The sequence below is a fragment of the Thermomonospora sp. CIF 1 genome (assembly GCF_001896795.1).
GTDB lineage: Bacteria > Actinomycetota > Actinomycetes > Streptosporangiales > Streptosporangiaceae > Thermomonospora > Thermomonospora curvata.
In genome coordinates, this window is record NZ_MOYN02000018.1 from 272,850 (window position 1) to 291,130 (window position 18,281).

The 18,281-nt window shown below is 73.6% G+C and carries 17 protein-coding genes; 5 read left to right on the plus strand and 12 right to left on the minus strand.

Annotated elements, in window-relative coordinates; translation table 11 throughout:
* Window positions 1-169: 169 nt before the first annotated feature.
* Together BUE48_RS11970 and BUE48_RS11975 are read right to left on the minus strand one after the other, a co-directional pair.
* Window positions 170-1,702, minus strand: coding sequence for an FAD-dependent oxidoreductase (locus tag BUE48_RS11970; RefSeq protein ID WP_286989811.1), 1,533 nt, complete (start codon window positions 1,700-1,702; stop codon window positions 170-172).
* Window positions 1,699-3,819 (minus strand): molybdopterin oxidoreductase family protein, encoded by a 2,121-nt coding sequence (locus tag BUE48_RS11975; RefSeq protein WP_286989812.1) that lies wholly within the window; start codon window positions 3,817-3,819, stop codon window positions 1,699-1,701. Before BUE48_RS11975 ends, BUE48_RS11970 begins: the two co-directional genes overlap by 4 nt.
* A 312-nt stretch (window positions 3,820-4,131) precedes the next feature.
* Between BUE48_RS11975 and BUE48_RS11980 the strand changes: the two genes are divergently transcribed.
* On the plus strand, window positions 4,132-4,641 hold the full coding sequence (locus tag BUE48_RS11980) for an NUDIX domain-containing protein (protein ID WP_012852762.1): 510 nt from the start codon (window positions 4,132-4,134) through the stop codon (window positions 4,639-4,641).
* A gap of 118 nt (window positions 4,642-4,759) precedes the next feature.
* A complete protein-coding gene (locus BUE48_RS11985; protein WP_012852763.1) occupies window positions 4,760-5,002 on the plus strand; it encodes a metallothionein in 243 nt (80 codons plus the stop codon).
* A gap of 145 nt (window positions 5,003-5,147) precedes the next feature.
* Here the strand turns inward: BUE48_RS11985 and BUE48_RS11990 are convergent, their stop codons facing one another.
* The 3 genes from BUE48_RS11990 to BUE48_RS12000 all read right to left on the minus strand — a co-directional run bounded on the left by BUE48_RS11990 (window position 5,148) and on the right by BUE48_RS12000 (window position 7,970).
* A complete protein-coding gene (locus tag BUE48_RS11990) occupies window positions 5,148-6,551 on the minus strand; it encodes an MFS transporter (RefSeq protein WP_012852764.1) in 1,404 nt (467 codons plus the stop codon).
* Window positions 6,552-6,711: 160 nt separating this feature from the next.
* Complete coding sequence (locus BUE48_RS11995) at window positions 6,712-7,377, minus strand: maleylpyruvate isomerase N-terminal domain-containing protein (protein ID WP_286989813.1); 666 nt, start codon at window positions 7,375-7,377, stop codon at window positions 6,712-6,714.
* 164 nt (window positions 7,378-7,541) lie between these two features.
* Entirely contained in the window at window positions 7,542-7,970 is a 429-nt protein-coding gene (locus tag BUE48_RS12000) for a hypothetical protein (RefSeq protein WP_012852766.1), read from the minus strand.
* Window positions 7,971-8,108: 138 nt separating this feature from the next.
* On the opposite strand from BUE48_RS12000, the gene BUE48_RS12005 reads away from it, so the two are divergent.
* Entirely contained in the window at window positions 8,109-8,681 is a 573-nt protein-coding gene (locus BUE48_RS12005) for a TetR/AcrR family transcriptional regulator C-terminal domain-containing protein (RefSeq protein ID WP_012852767.1), read from the plus strand.
* On the opposite strand, the gene BUE48_RS12010 is transcribed toward BUE48_RS12005, so the two are convergent.
* Window positions 8,647-9,483, minus strand: coding sequence for a CPBP family intramembrane glutamic endopeptidase (locus BUE48_RS12010; RefSeq protein ID WP_012852768.1), 837 nt, complete (start codon window positions 9,481-9,483; stop codon window positions 8,647-8,649). The two genes, BUE48_RS12005 and BUE48_RS12010, sit on opposite strands and share 35 nt — an antisense overlap.
* Window positions 9,484-9,537: 54 nt before the next feature.
* Here BUE48_RS12010 and BUE48_RS12015 point away from each other — a divergent pair, with 54 nt between their 5' ends.
* Window positions 9,538-10,131: a TetR/AcrR family transcriptional regulator gene (locus BUE48_RS12015; protein WP_012852769.1), complete on the plus strand. Its 594-nt coding sequence runs from the start codon at window positions 9,538-9,540 to the stop codon at window positions 10,129-10,131.
* A gap of 19 nt (window positions 10,132-10,150) precedes the next feature.
* Here BUE48_RS12015 and BUE48_RS12020 read toward each other — a convergent pair whose 3' ends face one another.
* From BUE48_RS12020 to BUE48_RS12030, 3 genes are read right to left on the minus strand one after another with little or no spacing between them, the layout of a single operon-like run.
* The gene (locus BUE48_RS12020) at window positions 10,151-10,792 is read right to left on the minus strand and encodes a LutC/YkgG family protein (protein WP_012852770.1); all 642 of its coding nucleotides are present in this window, start codon (window positions 10,790-10,792) and stop codon (window positions 10,151-10,153) included.
* On the minus strand, window positions 10,789-12,228 hold the full coding sequence (locus BUE48_RS12025; protein ID WP_286989814.1) for a lactate utilization protein B: 1,440 nt from the start codon (window positions 12,226-12,228) through the stop codon (window positions 10,789-10,791). Before BUE48_RS12025 ends, BUE48_RS12020 begins: the two co-directional genes overlap by 4 nt.
* Entirely contained in the window at window positions 12,225-12,959 is a 735-nt protein-coding gene (locus BUE48_RS12030) for a (Fe-S)-binding protein (protein WP_012852772.1), read from the minus strand. The genes BUE48_RS12025 and BUE48_RS12030 overlap by 4 nt, the downstream gene beginning before the upstream one ends.
* A 267-nt stretch (window positions 12,960-13,226) precedes the next feature.
* On the opposite strand from BUE48_RS12030, the gene BUE48_RS12035 reads away from it, so the two are divergent.
* Entirely contained in the window at window positions 13,227-13,430 is a 204-nt protein-coding gene (locus BUE48_RS12035) for a DUF5999 family protein (RefSeq protein WP_012852773.1), read from the plus strand.
* Between the two features lie 145 nt (window positions 13,431-13,575).
* Here the strand turns inward: BUE48_RS12035 and BUE48_RS12040 are convergent, their stop codons facing one another.
* From BUE48_RS12040 to gcvP, 3 genes are all read right to left on the minus strand, one after another.
* On the minus strand, window positions 13,576-14,190 hold the full coding sequence (locus BUE48_RS12040) for an alpha/beta hydrolase family protein (protein ID WP_012852774.1): 615 nt from the start codon (window positions 14,188-14,190) through the stop codon (window positions 13,576-13,578).
* Window positions 14,191-14,231: 41 nt separating this feature from the next.
* Window positions 14,232-15,314 carry a tetratricopeptide repeat protein gene (locus tag BUE48_RS12045; protein WP_012852775.1) on the minus strand — a complete coding sequence of 361 codons (1,083 nt, stop codon included), beginning with the start codon at window positions 15,312-15,314 and terminating at the stop codon, window positions 14,232-14,234.
* 121 nt (window positions 15,315-15,435) lie between these two features.
* Window positions 15,436-18,279, minus strand: a complete 2,844-nt coding sequence (gene gcvP / locus BUE48_RS12050) for an aminomethyl-transferring glycine dehydrogenase (protein ID WP_286989815.1) — start codon at window positions 18,277-18,279, stop codon at window positions 15,436-15,438.
* Between the last annotated feature and the right edge of the window lie 2 nt (window positions 18,280-18,281).

The window sequence follows — 18,281 nt, forward strand, 5'->3', positions numbered from 1 at the left end:
GGGGTGATACTCAGCAGAAGGCGTTTCGCAGTTGCGTCTCCTTTGTCACCGGCGTGTTAAAAGCCGCTCACCTTGAAATGCTTTCGTGGTCATCTCGTGACCTCTCCCAAGAAAAAACCCGCCCGGAAACGGCGGGTTTTGAGAAGTTTTTCAGTTTTTTCGTTCGGGGTCAGCCGGCGGGCACCGCCTCCTGCTGCTCGTTCAGCAGGCGGACGATGTCCTCCACCGCGTCCCGGCAGGTCCCGCAGCCGGTGCCGGCCCGGGTGCGCTCGGCCACCTCGCCGGCGCTGCGGGCGCCCTGCCGCCAGCAGGCGCGGATCTGCCCCTTGGAGACGTTGTTGCAGTGGCAGACCGTCGCCGCGTCCGGCAGCCGGGCCGGCGAGTCGCCCATGCCGCCGTCCAGTCCCGGAAACAGCAGGCCGAGCCGGTTCGAAGGCAGCGGCGCCGCCCGGTCATACAGCTGGGCGAGCGTGCCGGCGGTGCCGGTCTCCCCCAGCAGGATCGCCCCGACCAGCCGGTCCTCCCGGACGACGACCTTCTTGTAGGTGCCGCGAGCCGGGTCGGAGAACTGCACGACCTCCACCTGGGGGTCTTCGTCGCCCAGCCGGCTGTCCCCCATCGCCGCCAGTTCCACGCCGGCGGCCTTGAGGCGGGTGATCTGCCGGGCGCCGGTGAAGCGCGCCCCGCGGTCGGCCCCCGACAGCAGGTCGGCCAGCACGGTCGCCTGCTGCCAGGCGGGCGCCACCAGCCCGTAGACCGTCCGCCCGTACTGGGAGCACTCGCCGATCGCCCGCACCGCCGGGTCGGTCACCGAACGCAGCATCTCATCGACCACGATCCCGCGCTCGACGGCCAGCCCCGCCGCGCGGGCCAGCCGCACCTGCGGCCGCACCCCGCAGGCCAAGATCACCAGTTCGGCCGGCAGGAACTCGCCGGTGTCCAGCTCGACGCCGACGACCCGCCGCTCCTCCCCCTCGCCCTCGGTGCGCAGCGCCCGGACGGCGGCCTGCAGGCGGACCCGGACGCCCAGACGGTCGAGGGTGCGCGCCAGGACCTTGCCGGCGCCGGGGTCGAGCTGACGCTCCATCAAGTGCCCGGCCTGGTGCACCACCGTCACCGGCAGGCCGCGCCCGGCCAGCCCGCGGGCGGCCTCGATGCCCAGCAGGCCCCCGCCGACCACCACGGCCCGGTCGGCGGCACCGGCCAGCTCCAAGATCTTGCGGCAGTCCTCCAGCGTGCGAAAGGGCAGCGCACCGGCGGGCAGGCCGTCCTCGGCGCCCTTCAGCGGCGGCACGACCGCGGTGCTGCCGGTGGCGAGCACCAGCGTCCCATAAGGGGTCACGCTGCCGTCGGCGGCGTGCACCACGCGGGCCTTGCGGTCGATGCGGGTGACCGCCACGCCCAGGCGGGCGTCCACCCGGTGCTCGGCGTACCAGGACGCCTCCACCAGGCCGATCTGCTCCGGCCGGGCCACGCCGGCCAGCACGTTCGACAGCAATATCCGGTTGTAGGGCTGCTGCGGCTCGGCGCCGAACACCGTCACCGGCACATGCGGGTCGCGCCGGCGCAGATCGGTGACGAACCGCGAGCCGGCCATGCCGTTGCCGACGACGACGATCGGCCCGGCGTCACCGGCCCGCGGCCCCGAGCGGCGCCCGCCCTCGCCGGGCCGGTCCTGGACGGCGTGCGGGACAGGGTTCACTGAGCGGCTCCGTTCCGTTCATACGGCTCGACCCGCACGGCGCACACCTTGAACTCCGGCATCCGAGACAGCGGGTCGAGCGCGGGATTGGTCAGCAGATTGGCGCGTCCCTCCCCCGCCCAGTGGAAGGGGATGAACACGGTGTCGTGCCGGATGGTCTCCACCAGACGGGCCCGCACCACCACGGAGCCGCGGCGGCTGGACACCCGTACCAGCGCGCCCTCGCGCACGCCCAGCCGCGCGGCCAGATCGGGATGCATCTCGGCGAACGGCTCGGGGGCGCGCTCCACCAGCGGGGCGATCCTGCGGGTCTGCGCCCCGCTCTGGTAGTGCGCCAGCACCCGGCCGGTGGTCAGGTAGACGGGGTAATCGGCGTCGATGCGCTCGGCGACGCCGCCGTAGTCGACCGGGACGAACCGGGCCCGCCCATCGGGGGTGTGGAAACGCTCAAGGAAGGGACGGGGCGTGCCGGGATGGTCCGGCGACGGGCACGGCCAGAACACCCCGCCTTCGGCGTCGATCCGCTCATAGGTGATGCCCGAATAGTCGGCCGGCCCGCCGGCGCTGGCGGCGCGCAGCTCGTCGAACACCTCGGCCGGGTCGGCGCTCCAGGTGCCCGGCGCGCCCAGCCGCCCGGCCAGCTCGGCCAGGATCTGCAGGTCGCTGCGGACGCCCGGGGGCGGGTCCACCGCGCGGCGGCGGCGCAGCACCCGCCCCTCCAGGTTGGTCAGCGTGCCGGACTCCTCGGCCCACTGGGTGGTGGGCAGCACCACATCGGCCCGCCGGGCGGTCTCTGAGAGCACAAAGTCCGACACCGCCAGGAACTCCAGGGAGTTCAGCCGTTCCTCGATGCGCCGGGAACGCGGCGCCGACACCACCGGGTTGGAGCCGAACAGCAGCAGCGCCTTGGGGCCGTGCTCGGTGCCCAGCGCCTCCAGCAGCTCGAAGGCGCTGCGGCCGGGGCCGGGGATGATGCCGGGGTCCACCCCCCACACCGCGGCCACGTGCGCGCGGGCGGCCGGGTCGTCGATCCTGCGGTAGCCGGGCAGCTGGTCGGCCTTCTGCCCGTGCTCGCGCCCGCCCTGGCCGTTGCCCTGCCCGGTCAGGCAGCCGTAGCCGCCGCCCTCCCGGCCGGGCAGCCCCAGCGCCAGCGCCAAATTGATGAAGGCGGTGACGGTGTCGGTGCCGTGGGCGTGCTGCTCGGCGCCGCGGGCGGTGAGGATCAGCGCGCGGGCGCCGCGGCCCAGCAGCCGCACGGCCTCGCGCTGGTGCGGCACCGGCACGCCGGTGATGCGCTCCACCCGCTCCGGCCAGTAGGCGTTCACCGACACCCGCACCGCCTCGAACCCGCTGGTGCGTTCGGCGATGAACGCCTCATCCAGGAAGCCCTCTTCGATGGCCACGTGCAGCAGCCCGTTGGCCAGCGCCAGATCGGTGCCGGGGGACGGCTGCAGATGCAGATCGGCCTGCCGGGCGGTGGCGGTGCGGCGCGGGTCGACGACGATCAACGCGCCGCCGCGCTCGCGCATCTGCGTCAGGTGCCGCATGAACGGCGGCATGGTCTCGGCCGGGTTCCCCCCGGCCAGCAGGATCGCATCGGCCCGGGCCAGGTCGGTGATCGGCCCCGGCAGTCCCCGGTCCAGCCCGAACGCCCGGTTCAGCGCGGCGGCGGCCGAGGACATGCAAAAGCGGCCGTTGTAGTCGATCTGCGAGGTGCGCAGCGCGATCCGGGCGAACTTGCCCAGCTGGTAGGCCTTTTCGTTGGTGAGCCCGCCGCCGCCGAAGACTCCGACCGCGTCCGGGCCGTGCCGCTCCTGCAGCCGGGTGATCTCGGCGGTGATCCGCTCCAGCGCCTCCTCCCAGGTGCACGGCTCCAGCGGCGCCCCCAGGTGCGCCCGCATCAGCGGCGTGGTCAGCCGGTCGGGGACGGTCAGCAGCTCGGCGGCCGTCCACCCCTTCTGGCACAGCCCGCCGCGGTTGGCCGGCACGTCCGTGCGGGGCTCCACCCGCACCGGGCTTCCCCCCACCGTCATGCCGCACTGCAGGGCGCAGTACGGGCAGTGGGTGGGGGTGCCCGCGGCCGTCGCCGGCGCCCGGGGGAGGCGCTCTGGACTCATGTGTTCACTCACCGCCATGGGGCCGATCGTGTGCGGGGGGCGTTTCATGAGCGGGTCTCGGTTGTGTCCCGGGTGTTAAAAGCGGCTCACGAGGACGCATTCGCTGAGGTCAGAGCGTTGTTTTGGCACGCTCCACGGCGGTGAGGGGCCGTGGACGGGCGCTCGCATCCCCCGCTTTTCCGCCGGATGCGTGAACGCCATTCGGCGCCCTGAGCCGCGCTTGCGAACGGATCGACGGCCACAGGCGTTTCCGCAGACGGTTGCGGCCGCGCCCCCCGAAGAGGACGGCCGCGCAGCGCTTAGCCTCATGCCATGCCGGACGCTGCTTATTACGCCTCTCTTCCCCGTACCCGGGGCGCCGCCGCGGCCCTGCTGCAAGACGACAGGGGCCGGGTGCTGCTGGTCAAACCCACCTACAAAGAGGGCTGGTTCCTGCCTGGCGGAGTGATCGAGCACGGCGAATCCCCCTTGGCCGCCTGCATCCGCGAATGCCAAGAGGAACTCGGTTTCACCCCCCGACTGACCGGGCTGGTCTGCGTGGACTGGGGACCGCCGAACGGCGGGCACGGCGGGGCCGATGCGGTCAACGTGTTCGTGTTCGGCGGCAGCGTCACCGCCGAGGAGATCAGCGGCATCCGGCTGCCCCCCGACGAGCTGTCCGACCATGCGATGGTCACCCCCGAGCAGATCCCCGAACTGGCCGCCCCCCATGTGGCCCGCCGGATGATCCCCAGCCTGCGCGGCATCGCCGAGGGCCGCACGGTTTACCTGGAGGACGGCTATGAGCCCGGGTTCGGGGCGGCGCTGCGGCTCACCCGCTGACCAGGCCCGCCACGGCGGCGCGGGAACGCCCCGACGGGGCCGGCGAAGGGGTAGCACGCCGCGCCGCCGGGTAGGTGACCGGGGTACGCACGGGCCGGTGAACCAGGGGGGAAACGCCATGGCCGAATGCGAGGTCTGCGGCAACGACTATGAGCTGGCCTTCGAGGTGCACGCACAGGGAGCGGTGCACACCTTCGACTCCTTCGAATGCGCCATCACCAAGATGGCGCCGATCTGCGAGCACTGCTCGTGCCGGATCCTCGGCCACGGGGTCGAGGTGAACCGGCACTGGTACTGCAGCGCGCACTGCGCCCGCGCCGCCGACCCCCGCAGCGCGGAACTGGTCGCCGACCACGCCTGACACAGCAGGCCACGGGGGACGACGGCGAGGCGGCACCGGTGCAGGCCACCGGTGCCGCCCTCACGCCCGGCCCTTTGCTCCGCGGGCCGCCGGCACCAGGGGACGAAAGGCCGCGGCGTCCCCGGCCGGACCGGGCGCCGGCCGGTCAGACCCCCGCCTGCGCCAGGCTCATCCGCACCCCGCCGATGTGGACCTTGCGCAGGTAGGTCGCCCAGGTGAGCGCCACGCACAGGCCATAGAAGACCGCCAGGCCGGCCAGCGCCGGGCCGATCCCGCCGACCGACTCCAGCGAGATGCGGAAGGCCTGCTGGATCAGCACCCCGCCCAGCGCACCGACCGCCGAGGAGATGCCGATCGAGGCCGCCGCGGCCCGGCGCGCCGCGGCCAGGGCCGACTTGACCGCCGCGGCATCGCCGGCGTCCACTCCCTGCATCGCCCGGGTCCGGAAGATGGCCGGGATCATCTTGTAGGTGGAGCCGTTGCCGATGCCGGTGGCGACGAACACGAACAGGAAGGCCGCCAGGAACAACGGCCAGCTGCCGGCCTGCACCGCGACGGCCACCGCGACGATGCCCAGCCCCATCAGCAGGAAGTCGAGCATGGTGACCCGGGCACCGCCGAACCGGTCGGCCAGCCAGCCGCCCAGCGGCCGGGCCAGGGATCCGGCGAAGGCGCCCAGCCAGATGAAGTCGGAGGCCTTGATGCCCGGGAACTGTGAGGTGATCAGTACCCCGAAGGTGAAGGAGTAGCCGATGAACGAGCCGAAGGTGCCGATGTAGAGCACCGACATGATGATCGTCTGCCGGTCCTTGCAGCCGGCGATCATCTCTTTGGCCGTGTAGGCGGAGGCGGCGCCGCGCAGGTTGTTCATGAAGAAGTAGGCGCCCGCGGCGGCCAGCAGGATGAAGGGCATCCACACCCAGCCGACGGCGGCCAGCCCGAACGCCACGATCAGCGGAGGCATCGCCAGCTGGGTGACGCTGACTCCGATGTTCCCGCCGGCGGCGTTCAGCCCCAGTGGCAGGCCCTGCTTGTCGGTCGGGTAGTAGTGGGTGATGTTGGCCATCGAGGAGGCGAAGTTGCCGCCGCCCAGGCCGGTGGTCGCCGCGATCAGCAGCAGCGCCCAGTAGGGAATGTCGGGGTTCTCCACGGCGTAGACGAACAGACCACAGGGGATCAGCAGCAGCAGCGCGCTGACGATCGTCCAGTTGCGCCCGCCGAAACGGGCGGGGGCGAAGGTGTAGGGGATGCGCATCGCCGCGCCGACCAGGTTGGGCAGCGTGGTCAGCCACAGGATCTGGCCCACCGACAGCTGCATGCCCACCGACTGCAGGTTCAGCACCGCGATGCTCCACAGCAGCCAGACGCAAAAGCCCAGGTGCTCGGTGAGGATGGAGAAGACCAGGTTGCGCGCGGCGACCCGACGGCCGGTCCTGGCCCAAAAGTCCGCGTCGTCCGGCTCCCAATCGTCGATCCAGCGGCCGCCTTTGACCGCAGACCTCGCCGCGGAGGTCGTGCGGCCTTGTTGCGGGTCGGTCAGAACCGTCATCGTTCCGCCTCCAGATGTCTGCGTGGACACCGTGGAAGCTAGGAACGCCGCGTTACGGGGGACAGCCGATCATGTACCCGCGGCGATACAACATGCGCACGGCGAAACCGATCGCCTGTGAAGAGATGAGACTCGCGGCCTGTGCCCCGGTGAAGGGCCGTCAGCCGGCCCGGGCGGCGAGCCTGGTCTTCAGCGGGTGCTCCACCCGGGGCCAGTGGGGGGAGCGGCCCGAAGAGCGCAGCACCGCCTCCCACGGGTCGTCCCCCTCGATCAGCGGCAGGTGAGGCACCCCCCGCCGCCAGGCGTCCGCCAGCAGCTGCGGGTCGGCGGGCCGGTGGTCCAGGCCGATGGCGCGGGCCAGGTCCCAGGCGTGCAAGTGCCACTCCAGGCACGCCGCCCCGGCATAGTCGCCGACCGTGTACTCCGTGCCCCGGTAGACCAGGTGAAGGCGGTCCCAGGCGTCCGGCAGCAGGTCGGCGTAGGCGTCCGCCGACACGGTGAAGGTCAAGATCCGTTCCGGCCCGGAGGCGGCGGGCAGCACCGCCAACTCGGCGGCGTTCTGCCGGGCCTGCTGGCGGATCAGCACCGCCGCCGGGGCGTTCTGGGCGAACAGCTTGGCCAGCCGGCTGTGGGGCGCGTCCTGCAGGTACTCCAGCTGGTTCTCGGCCACGCAGCGCAGATGCCCGGCCAGATCCAGCGCCGTCCACTCGGTGCAGGGCGTGGGAACCGACCAGTCCTCCACCTGCGCGGCCAGCCTGCGGATCGCGTGCACCCCGGCCCGGTAGGACTCCAGCAGACGATGCCGATCAGGCGGCGTGTGCTCCAAGGAATCTCCCCGTCCCCCGACTGTCCACGGACGTGCTCCAGCATCGTCCAGCACACGGCGGCAGTGGCGCATCCCCGGGCGGGTAGATCCTCACCCCCCGGGGAGCACCCGGCCGCATCGCGATCCCGTCTCCTTTGCGCGCGGCGGCGCGGCCGGCCGTGCCGTCAGGCCGCCACGCGGGGACCCACCCGGTAGCTGAGCCGGTGCGCCTCGCGGGCGGTGCGCAGCCGGTTGACCTCCTCGGTCCAGGGCTTCACCGAGGGACGGGCCTTGGCCTTGCGGCGGGCGATCTCGGCCTCCCGGCGGGCCTTGGCGGGGTCCTTGGCGTCCTGGGGGACGTAGACCTTCGGGCCCATGGCCACCCGCTCGGCCGCCTCGGCGGCCCGCAGCGCCTCGGTCAGCGCCCGGTCCAGCGCGACCGCCAGGGCGCGCAGCTCCTCGCCGGGACGCGCCGCCCCTTCTGCCCGCGCACGCCGCAGCTCGTCCTCGGCCGCGGTGGCGGCGGCCAGCTTGTCGCGGTAGGCGGCGGCCAGCTCCTGATCGGCGGCGTACCGCTCCATGACGTCCTTGGACACCCGGCGGCCCAGCAGCATGGCGGTCCTTCCTCTCACGATCGCATCCGGACGACAGGGTACGCGCACTGCCGCTCCGGTGTGGGGTCGGCCGGCAGATTCGGCCCTTGTCGGGGGTGTGACATACCACCCGCCCCCTTTACGCAGTAAGGTCATCCCATGGTCAGACAGCCCGGCATGGCGGCGCACAACCGGCCGCCGCTCACCCGCGACCGGATCATCGAGGCGGCGCTGCACATCGTCGACGGTCAGGGCCTGGGCCGGCTCACCATGCGCCGGCTCGGCGACGCCCTGCAGGTCGAGGCGATGGCGATCTACCACCACATGCCGCGCGGCAAGGAAGAGCTGCTGGACGGGCTGGTCTCCCACGTGGCCGTGCTGCCGGCCCGGCCCGGCGGCGACTGGCGGCAGGCGCTGCGGGAGTGGGCGGCCGCCTACCGGGCCCGGCTGATGGCGCACTCGGGAGTGCTGCCGCTGGTGGTCACCCGGCGCAACCCGGCCGCCCTCACCGACACCGCCGCCTCGGTGCGGGAGATCCTGTACCGGGCGGGGCTGCCCGAAGGGGCCGCCGCCGACGGCGCGCACGCCCTGCTCGGCTATGTGATCGGCCAGGCGGCGCTGGAGATGCGCGGCCCCTCCCCCGGCGAGCCCCCCGTGGACTGGGACGCCCGCTTCACCGCGGGTCTGGAGCTGATCCTCACCGGGCTGTCGGCGCAAGCGCGCCGGCCCTGACCGCGCCGCCGGCGCGCGGCCGCCGGGCCAGGGCGGCGACCCCCACCGCCAGGTACAGCAGGGACATCAGCGCGGTCCGCGTGCCGTTGCCGCCCTCGCCGGCGAACACCGGAACGGTGTTGAAGGCCAGGTTGGCGGCGGCGTGCATCAGCATCATGGCCAGCACGCTTCCGCCGGTGGCCAGGAACACCCGGGTGAAGAGCATGCTCGCCCCGACGAGCTGGACGATGAACAGCGGCAGCGACTGGTCGGCCTGGGCGGTGCCGGGGATGAAGAACATCGGCAGGTGCCACAGCGCCCACAGCACGCCGTGCACGAGGCTCGCCGTCATCGGGCCGCCCAGCGCCAGGATCCGCGACAGGGCATAGCCGCGCCAGCCCAAATCCTCCCCGATCGGCGCGATCCAGAACGTGGCGAGCGTCTGGGCGGTCGGCGCCACCGCCCAGACGGCCGGCACGGCGCCCGCCAGCAGGCCGTCCAGCGCCACGGCCGCCAGCGGCACGGCGAACGGCACCGCCACGACCACCAGATACCAGCGGAGCGGGAAGCGCCCGCGCAGGGCCATGCCCAAAAGATCGCGCAGTTCCCGCCGGCCTCCCCGCAGCGCGGCCAGCGCGCACGCCGTCAACGCCGGGGCGAGGATCCCGCCCAGCGCGAACAGCCCCGTCAGGCCGGGGTCGAAGGGCTCGCCGCGCCGCGCCGCCACGACGGGAGGCGCATAACACAGCCAGGTGGCGGCGATGGTCACGCCGTAGAACCACAGCAGGCCGCCGACATCCCTGTGCGTTCCGTTCCCTCGCATCGACCGCTCCGTTTTTATTTCGAACGTCCGTGTTACATCCGGTACGCTACCACCATGCCGCGAGTGGTCGATCATGAAGCCCGGCGGGCCGAGATCATCTCCGCCGTCCTGGCGCTGGTGGCCGAGGAGGGCGCAGAAGGCGTGACGGTCCGCCGGGCGGCCGCCGCCGCGGGGCTGTCCACCGGCGCCCTGGCGCACTACTTCGCCGACAAGGACGAGCTGCTGGCCGCCGCCTTCGTCGAGGTCGCCCGGCGGGTCGGCCGCAGGGTGGCGGCCGTCTCCGCCGAACGGGACCCCGCCGACCTGCTGCACCATGCGATCACCGCGGTGCTGCCGCTGGACGCCGAACGGCGCGCCGAGGCCCGCGCCTGGCTGGCCTTCCTGGACCGGGCCCTGGTCCGGCAGGAGGTCGCGGCGCTGCAGCGCGAGGTCTATGCGCGCTGGCGGCGGCAGTACGCCGAGATCCTCCGGGCCGGCCGGCGCGCCGGCGTCTTCCGCGCCGACCTGGACTGCGAGGCGACCGCGGCCTGGCTCATCGCCGTGGCCGACGGGCTCACCCTGCAGCTGGTCTTCGACCCCGCGGCACTGGCCGCCGACGCCGTGGAGAAGCTCATCGCCTCCCACATCGACGCCCTGCGGCCCCGCTGAGCCGCCCCGGGCCTCCTGCTCAGTCCTCCACGACCAGGATCTCCAGGGCGCGCGGGCCGTGCACCCCGGGCGCCCGTTCCAGCTCCACATCGAAGGTGGTCGCCGGGCCGCTGATCCAGGTCAGCGGGCGGCAGGGGTCCAGGCGGGCGATCGCCTCGGGCACCGTGCCGACGATCTGGTCGGCGTGCACCACGCACAGGTGGTAGTCGGGCACCAGCGTCAGCGCCCGGCGGCCCTGCGCCCGGCCGCCGTCCAGCACGACCGTGCCGGTGCGGGCCACCGCCACCGCGCAGCCGGTCACCACCCCGTCGGCGCTCTGCAGCACGGACGTCGCCAGCGCGCCGCCGGAGTCGGCCACCGCCTCCACCCCCTCCAGCTGGGACAGCCAGCCGTAGGGCAGATCGGGGGGCACCACGATGCGCTTGGTCTCCCGGGCCCACAATGCGGCGGCGATCGCGGTGGCCAGCTCATCGGCGCTCACATGGCGGACGGCCGCCCGCTGCTCGGCGATCCGCTCGCTGAACAGGGCGATCACATCGGCGCGCTCGGCGGCCTCCTGGCCGGTGAGCCGGTGGTGATAGTCCCGGGGGACCTGCGGGAGGGCGCCGTCGCCCTTGCCGAGCGCCCGGCGCACCCGCTGCAGGATCTGTTCTCTGCTCACCTGCGCCTCCAGCGGAAGCGGAAGGGGTCGCGGGGCGGGGCGGGCAGGTCGCGGGCCTCGGTCCACTTGCCCAGCAGGCCCGGCAGGCGCTGGATGCGGCCGTCCCGCGCCAGCAGCCGGGCCCAGCGCACTCCCCGGCGGAGCGTGGACTCATACCGCCGCCGGTCGCTCATCGCCCAGGCCAGGGTGCGCATCAGCACCATCTCCGGCGGCGGCACCGGCAGGCTGCGGCGCGCCTGGACGACCTTGCCGCGCAGGTGCACCAGCACACCCGGGATGTCGATCTCCACCGGGCAGACGTCGCCGCACGCCCCGCACAACGTGGAGGCGAACGGCAGCGACGCCTCGGCGGCGCCGTCCACCCCGCGGGTCTGCGGCGTCCAGACCGCGCCGATCGGACCGGACAGCTCCCCTCCCCCGGCGGCGGCGTAGGCGGCGCCGCCGGTGCGTTCGTACACCGGGCACACCGGCAGGCAGGCCGCGCAGCGGATGCAGCGCAGGGCCGACCGCCCCACCCGGTCGGCCAGCATCGCGGTGCGGCCGTTGTCCAGCAGCACCAGATGCATGCGGGCGGGACCGTCGTGCTCTGACACCCCGGTCCAGGTGCTGACGTACGGGCTCATCCGCTCGCCGGCGGCCGCGCGCGGCAGCAGCTGCAGCACCACCTCCAGGTCCCGCCAGGACGGCACCACCTGGTCGATGCCCAGCACGCAGATCAGCGTCTCGGGCACGGTCAGGCACACCCGGCCGCCGCCGTCGCCCTCCGGCAGCACCAGCGTGCCGGTCTCGGCCACGGCGAAGGCCGGCCCGATGACGGCGATGCGGGCCGACAGCAGCCGCTCGCGCGTCTGGGCGCGCACGGCGTCGGCCAGCTCGGCCGGATCGGTGCCCAGTTCCTCGGGCACGCCGGGCAGCCTGCGCACCAGCAGCCGGTGGATCTCGGCGCGGTCGCGATGGATCGCCGGCAGCAGAAAGTGCGCCGGGTGGTCCTCCCCCGCCAGGTGCAGCACCAGCTCGCCCAGCCCGGTGTGCACGGCGGCGATCCCGGCCCGCTCCAGCGCCCGCTCCAGGCCGATCTCCCCCAGCACCGGGGCCGGGGCCTTGATCACCTCGGTCTGCCCGCCGGCCCGCACCAGGTCGATCACGATCCGGGCGGCCTCGGCGCCGGTGACGGCCCAGTGCACGGTGCCGCCGGCGTCGGTGACGGCCTGCTCCAAGGTCTCCAGCTGGGTGTCCAGCGACAGCAGGGCGCGGTCGCGGACGGCGCGGCCCGCCCGGCGCAGCCGCTCCCAGTCGGGAGCCTCGGCGGTGGCGGCGGCCCGGCGGCGGCGCAGTGCCGCCATGGCCCGGCTCAGGTTGTGGCGCCGGCCGGTGTCGGCCAGCGCCTGCCGGGCCGCGACGGCGAACTTCGAGGGTGCGGGCGGGAGCGGGCTCATGAGGTGTGCTCCGTGGCGGCCAGGATCTCTGCCAGGTGCATCGTGCGCACGCCGCTGCGCAGCCGCGACAGCGCGCCGCCGATGTGGGTCAGGCAGGAGTTGTCGACCGCGCAGACCACCTCGGCGGCGCTGTGCCGGATGTGGCGGACCTTGTCGGCGACCATGGCCACCGACACGTCCGGGTTCTTCATCGCGAAGGTGCCGCCGAAGCCGCAGCACTCCTCGGCCGCCGGCAGCTCGGCCAGCTCCAGCCCGCGCACCGCGCGCAGCAGCCGCAGCGGGCGGTCCCCCAGCTGCAGCGCCCGCAGCGAGTGGCAGGTGGGGTGGTAGGCGACCCGGTGCGGGAAATAGGCGCCCACGTCCACCGTGCCCAGCACGTCCACCAGGAACTCCGTCAGCTCATAGACGGTCAGTGCGGCCGCCGCGCGGGCCAGCGCCTCGTCCCCGGCGGCCCGGGCGATGCGCGGGTAGGCGTCGCGGATGGTGCTCGCGCAGGAGGCCGAGGGGGTCACCACCACCTGCCGGGGATCGTCGAAGAGCCCGGTGAGGCGGCGGGCCAGTGCGGCGGCCTCCCGGTGGTAGCCGGTGGCCCAGTGCATCTGGCCGCAGCAGGTCTGCTCGGCGGTGAAGGACACCCGGCAGCCCAGCCGGGTCAGCAGGGCGGCGACGGCCTCGCCGGTGCGGGGGAACAACGCGTCGTTGAAGCAGGCCACGAAGAGCGCGACGCGCATCAGGTCCCTCCCTCACCCCTGCGTTGTCAGCGGCATCTTAGGAAAGTTTCATGATCACACGAGGAATTCCATCACTCGGCGTGGCGCAACGACTCCGCAGCGCAAAGTGCGGGTATGGCCCGGACCGCCTATGAATGCAGGTGAGTGCCAGATCAACAAATCGTCCCAACGGGCTATATCGCAGTGGTCTGAACCACAGCAAACTGGTGAACGTCCAAAGAGACAGATCCGTACGTCCACTGTTAGTCGAAGACCGGAGGCACGCCGATGTGCCCGCACCAGCCGCCCTGTCCCTCGCACGATGCACCCAACCGTGACGCCGCGCGCACGGTGGCCCGTCACCCCGAGCAGGGGTGGAGCCTGCTGTGCAACGGCGTGGTGGTGTTCGAGGACACCGGTGAGCTGCTGCCCGACGGGGGAGTCATCGCACCGCACCGGCCGGTCGTCAGGCCGGCTGCGACCTCGGCTTGAAAGCGGGGGAGCCTTGCCTCGCCCGCCGAGACGGCGGGCGAGGCGCAGATTCGGTCCCCTCGGGGGACTAGTCCATCAGGGTGATCTTCCTCGGGGGCGTCACCACCCGTCCGTGACCACCGCCGATCCGGGCCCGGAGCCGTCTTCATCCCACGGCTTCGGGCCCGGTTCCGCTCCAGCGGCGCAGCCAGGGCTCCACCGCCGCCCCGACCGCGGCCGGGTTCTTGGCCAGCTCGTGCCGCTCCCCCGGCAGCACCGTCACGTGCGTGGCGTCGGCCGGGCCGGGGACGCCGAAGGGATCGCGTTCTCCGTTGACCACCAGCACCTCGGTGCCGGCGGTGCGCAGCTCTTCTGCCCGGGAGACCTCCGGGCGGCCCGGCGGGTGCAGCGGGAAGGCCAGCGCCACCACGCCGACGGCGCCCGCCTTGCGGGCGGTGCGGCAGGCCACCCGCGCCCCGTTGCTGCGTCCGCCCTGGATCAGCGGACGGTCGCCGATCCGTTCCCGCAGCGCCTCGATGACCTCCAGCCAGGCCTCGTCCTGCCGGGCGGGCGAACCGGGCGCCCGCCGTCCCGCCAGGCGGAACGGCTGCAGGACGCGGGCGACCGCCCCGCCGAGATCGAGCGCGACCCGCCGCACCGCCAGCAGGTCGGGGGCCTGCACTCCCCCGCTGGAGCCGTGGGTGAGCACCAGCCAGAACCGGGGCCGCGCCACCTCGTCCAAGGTGACCTCCGCGGGCCCCTGCGCCGTCGTGATCTGCATGCGCCCACGCTAGCGCCGGCTCCGGCGCCCTCCGGGTGCGGTCAGCGCCCGGGCGGGCCGGAGGCGGGATCGGTGAGGCTGTCGCGCAGCAGGTCGCCCCAGGGGTAGTCGGCGGCCACATCCAGCAGCGCCCGGCGCAGCCGGCGCGCGTCGTCGGCCTGCCCCACCGCCGCCAGCGCGTACATGCGTTCCACGGCCTCGAACGCCTCACCGGCCAGGGCGGGCAGGGCGCCCTCGGCCACGGCCGACTCCACCACCGGCTCCCACCAGCGGGCGCCGCTCTCCTCCCCGCCGGCCGCGAAATCCCGGCGCAGCCTGGCACGGACCTGCTCGGCCACGCCCGGCTGCGCCAGGCCGTGCGCCCACACCCGCGCGGCCTCCTCGGTGCGGCCGCGCAGCGGCAGGGTGCGCGCCAGCAGCTCGGTGGCCAGCGGCCCGATGTCCGGGTCGGCGGCGGCCTCCGGGTCCTCCAGCACCGCGCCGAACGCCCCGATCGCCTGGTCCAGGTAGGCGATGCCGACGGCGGTGGCCAGGCGGGCGTAGGCGTAAGGGGCCGACTCCCGGTCGATCATGCGCAGCGCCTCGGCCAGCACCCGCTGGGCGCGGGCGGGCTCGCCCCGCTCCAGCAGCCGCCGTCCCAGATCGTGGGCGGCGGCCGGGGCGTACTGCGGGTCGCCGGTGTCGATGGTGCGCTCCCACCACCGCCGGGCCGTCTCGAAGTCGCCGGCCTCGTCGGCGAGCTGGGCCAGCGCCAGCAGCGCCGGGGGCAGGTAGCGGGGGTTGCCGAAGTCCACCACGATCCGCCAGGCCCGGGCGGCCTCCTCCGCCTCACCGGCCCGCTCGTGCAGCAGCGCCAGATGGTAGGCCGCGCGCGGCCCGTACTCGGGGTCGCCGCTGTCGATGGCGATCCAGTCGGCCCGGCGGGCCCCGGCCTCATCCCCCACATCGTCCAGGACGACGGCCAGCCCGAGGGCGGCGCGGGGCCGCACCGGTCCCTCGCCCGTCTCCAGCGCCCGCCGGAACAGGTCGGCGGCCTCGGCGGGCCGGCCGCCTTCGGCGAGCAGCCGGGCCTGCTCGCACAGCGATGCGGGGTCTGCGGTGGCCTCATCCGGCGTGGTGCTCATGGTGCCTTCGCAGGGTCGGCGGGCGGATCGTGTCCGTCCGAGCCTACCGAGCGGCCGGCGGCCCGGGCGGCGAAACGCCGGGCGGAACGCCGGGTTTTCCCGGCGCTCCGCCCGGAGCGTCTCAGTCCTCGAAGGCCTGCGGAGGCGGGCAGGAGCACACCAGGTTGCGGTCGCCGTAGGCCTGGTCGATGCGGCGCACCGGCGGCCAGTACTTGGACTCCCGCAGCGACGGCAGCGGGTAGGCGGCCTCCTCCCGGCTGTAGGGGTGCTTCCAGTCGTCGCCGATCAGGTGCTCGGCGGTGTGCGGGGCGTTCTTGAGCGGGTTGTCGGCGCGGTCGTAGGTGCCGTCGGCCACCCGGTCGATCTCCCGGCGGATCTGGATCATGGCGTCGCAGAAGCGGTCCAGCTCGGCCAGGTTCTCGCTCTCGGTGGGCTCGATCATCAAGGTGCCGGCCACCGGGAAGGCCAGCGTGGGGGCGTGGAAGCCGTAGTCGATCAGCCGCTTGGCCACGTCCTCGGCGGTGATGCCGGTCTCCTTGGTGATCTTGCGGAGGTCGGCGATGCACTCGTGCGCCACCAGCCCGCCGCGGCCGGTGTACAGGATCGGGTAGTAGGGGTCCAGCCGCCGGGCCACGTAGTTGGCGGCCAGGATGGCGCCCTCGGTGGCCTCGCGCAGCCCGTCGGCGCCCATCATCGCGATGTAGGCCCAGGAGATCGGCAGGATGCCCGCCGAGCCCCACGGCGCCGCCGAGATCGGGCCGATCCCGCCGCCTTCAGGGCCGGCCTCCGGGCGCAGCGGGTGGCCGGGCAGGAACGGCACCAGGTGCTCGCGCACGGCCACCGGGCCGACGCCGGGACCGCCGCCGCCGTGCGGGATGCAGAAGGTCTTGTGCAGGTTCAGGTGGGAGACGTCGGAGCCGAACTCCCCGGGCCGGGCCAGCCCCACCAGCGCGTTGAGGTTGGCGCCGTCCACATACACCTGGCCGCCGGCCTCGTGCACGGCCCGGCAGACCTCGGTGATGGTCTCCTCGAACACCCCGTGGGTGGAGGGGTAGGTCACCATGATCGCGGCCAGGTTCTCCCCGTGCTGGGCGATCTTGGCGTGCAGGTCGTCCATGTCGATGTTGCCGCCGGCGTCGCACTTGACGACCACCACGCGCATGCCCGCCATGGCGGCGCTGGCGGCGTTGGTGCCGTGCGCCGAGGCCGGGATCAGGCACACGTTGCGGTGGCCCTCGCCGCGGGAGGCGTGGTAGCCGCGGATGGCCAGCAGCCCGGCCAGCTCGCCCTGGGAGCCGGCGTTGGGCTGCACGGAGACCTTGGCGTACCCGGTGATCTCCGCCAGCCAGCCCTCCAGCTCATCGATCAGCTCCAGGTACCCCTGGGCCTGGTCCAGCGGGGCGAACGGGTGGATGCCGGAGAACTCCGGCCAGGTGATGGGCTCCATCTCGGTGGTGGCGTTGAGCTTCATCGTGCACGAGCCCAGCGGGATCATCGTGCGGTCCAACGCCAGGTCCTTGTCCTGCAGGCGGCGCAGGTAGCGCAGCATCGCCGTCTCGGAGCGGTGGGCGTGGAAGACCGGGTGGGTCAGGTAGTCGCTGTCGCGGCGCAGGCCGGCCAGCAGGTCCCCCTCCGGCTCGGGCGCCTGCGGCCCGGCGCCGAAGGCCTCCAGGACGGCGGAGATGTGCTCGTCGGTGGTGGTCTCATCGCAGGTGATCCCGACATGGTCGGCGTCCACCGGGCGCAGGTTGATGCCGCGCTCCAGCGCGGCGGCGATCACCTCGGCGGCCCGGCCGGGCACGCGGGCCAGCACGGTGTCGAAGAACACCTCGTGGACCAGCTCGATCCCGGCCGCCCGCAGCCCGGCGGCCAGGGAGCGGGCGCGGTGGTGCACCCGCTCGGCGATCGCCCGCAGCCCCTCGGGGCCGTGGTAGACGGCGTACATGCCGGCCATCACCGCCAGCAGCACCTGGGCGGTGCAGATGTTGCTGGTGGCCTTCTCGCGGCGGATGTGCTGCTCGCGGGTCTGCAGCGCCAGCCGGTAGGCCGGGCGGCCGTCGGCGTCCACCGACACCCCGACCAGCCGTCCGGGCAGCTGGCGCTGGATGCCCTCGCGGACGGCCAGGTACCCGGCGTGCGGGCCGCCGAAGCCGTAGGGGACGCCGAACCGCTGGGCCGAGCCCACGGCGATGTCGGCGCCCAGCTCCCCGGGCGGGCGCAGCAGGGTGAGCGCCAGCAGGTCGGCGGCCACGATCAGCTGGGCGCCGCGCTCTTTGACCTGCGCGGCCAGCGGGGCCAGGTCGCGCACGGCACCGCCGGTGCCCGGGTACTGCACCAGCGCCCCGAAGAACGCCCCCTCGGGCAGGCCGGCGGTCAGATCGGCGACCACGACCTCGATGCCCAGCGGCAGCGCGCGGGTGCGCACCACCTCGATGGTCTGCGGCAGCACATCGGCGTCCACCAGGAAGGTGCCGCCGGTCTTGGCCTTGGTCAGCCGGTGCGCCAGCGCCATCGCCTCGGCCGCGGCGGTGCCCTCATCCAGCATGGAGGCGTTGGCCACCGGCAGGCCGGTCAGGTCGGCCACCACGGTCTGGAAGTTCAGCAGCGCCTCCAGCCGGCCCTGGGAGATCTCCGGCTGGTAGGGGGTGTAGGCGGTGTACCAGCCGGGGTTCTCCAGCACGTTGCGCAAGATCACCCCGGGGGTGACGGTGCCGTGGTAGCCCAGCCCGATCATGGAGGTCAGCACCCGGTTGCGGGAGGCCAGCTCACGCAGCCGGGCCAAGGCGGCGCTCTCGCTGAGCGGGGGCGGCAGCCGCAGCGGGCGGGCGGTGCGGATCGCCTCGGGCACCGCGTCGTCGATCAGCGCGTCGATGTCGGCGTAGCCGAGATACGCCAGCATGCGCGCGCGTTCGTCGGGGGAAGGTCCGATGTGCCGGTCGGCGAACGTGGTCTGTGCTGTCGTCATCG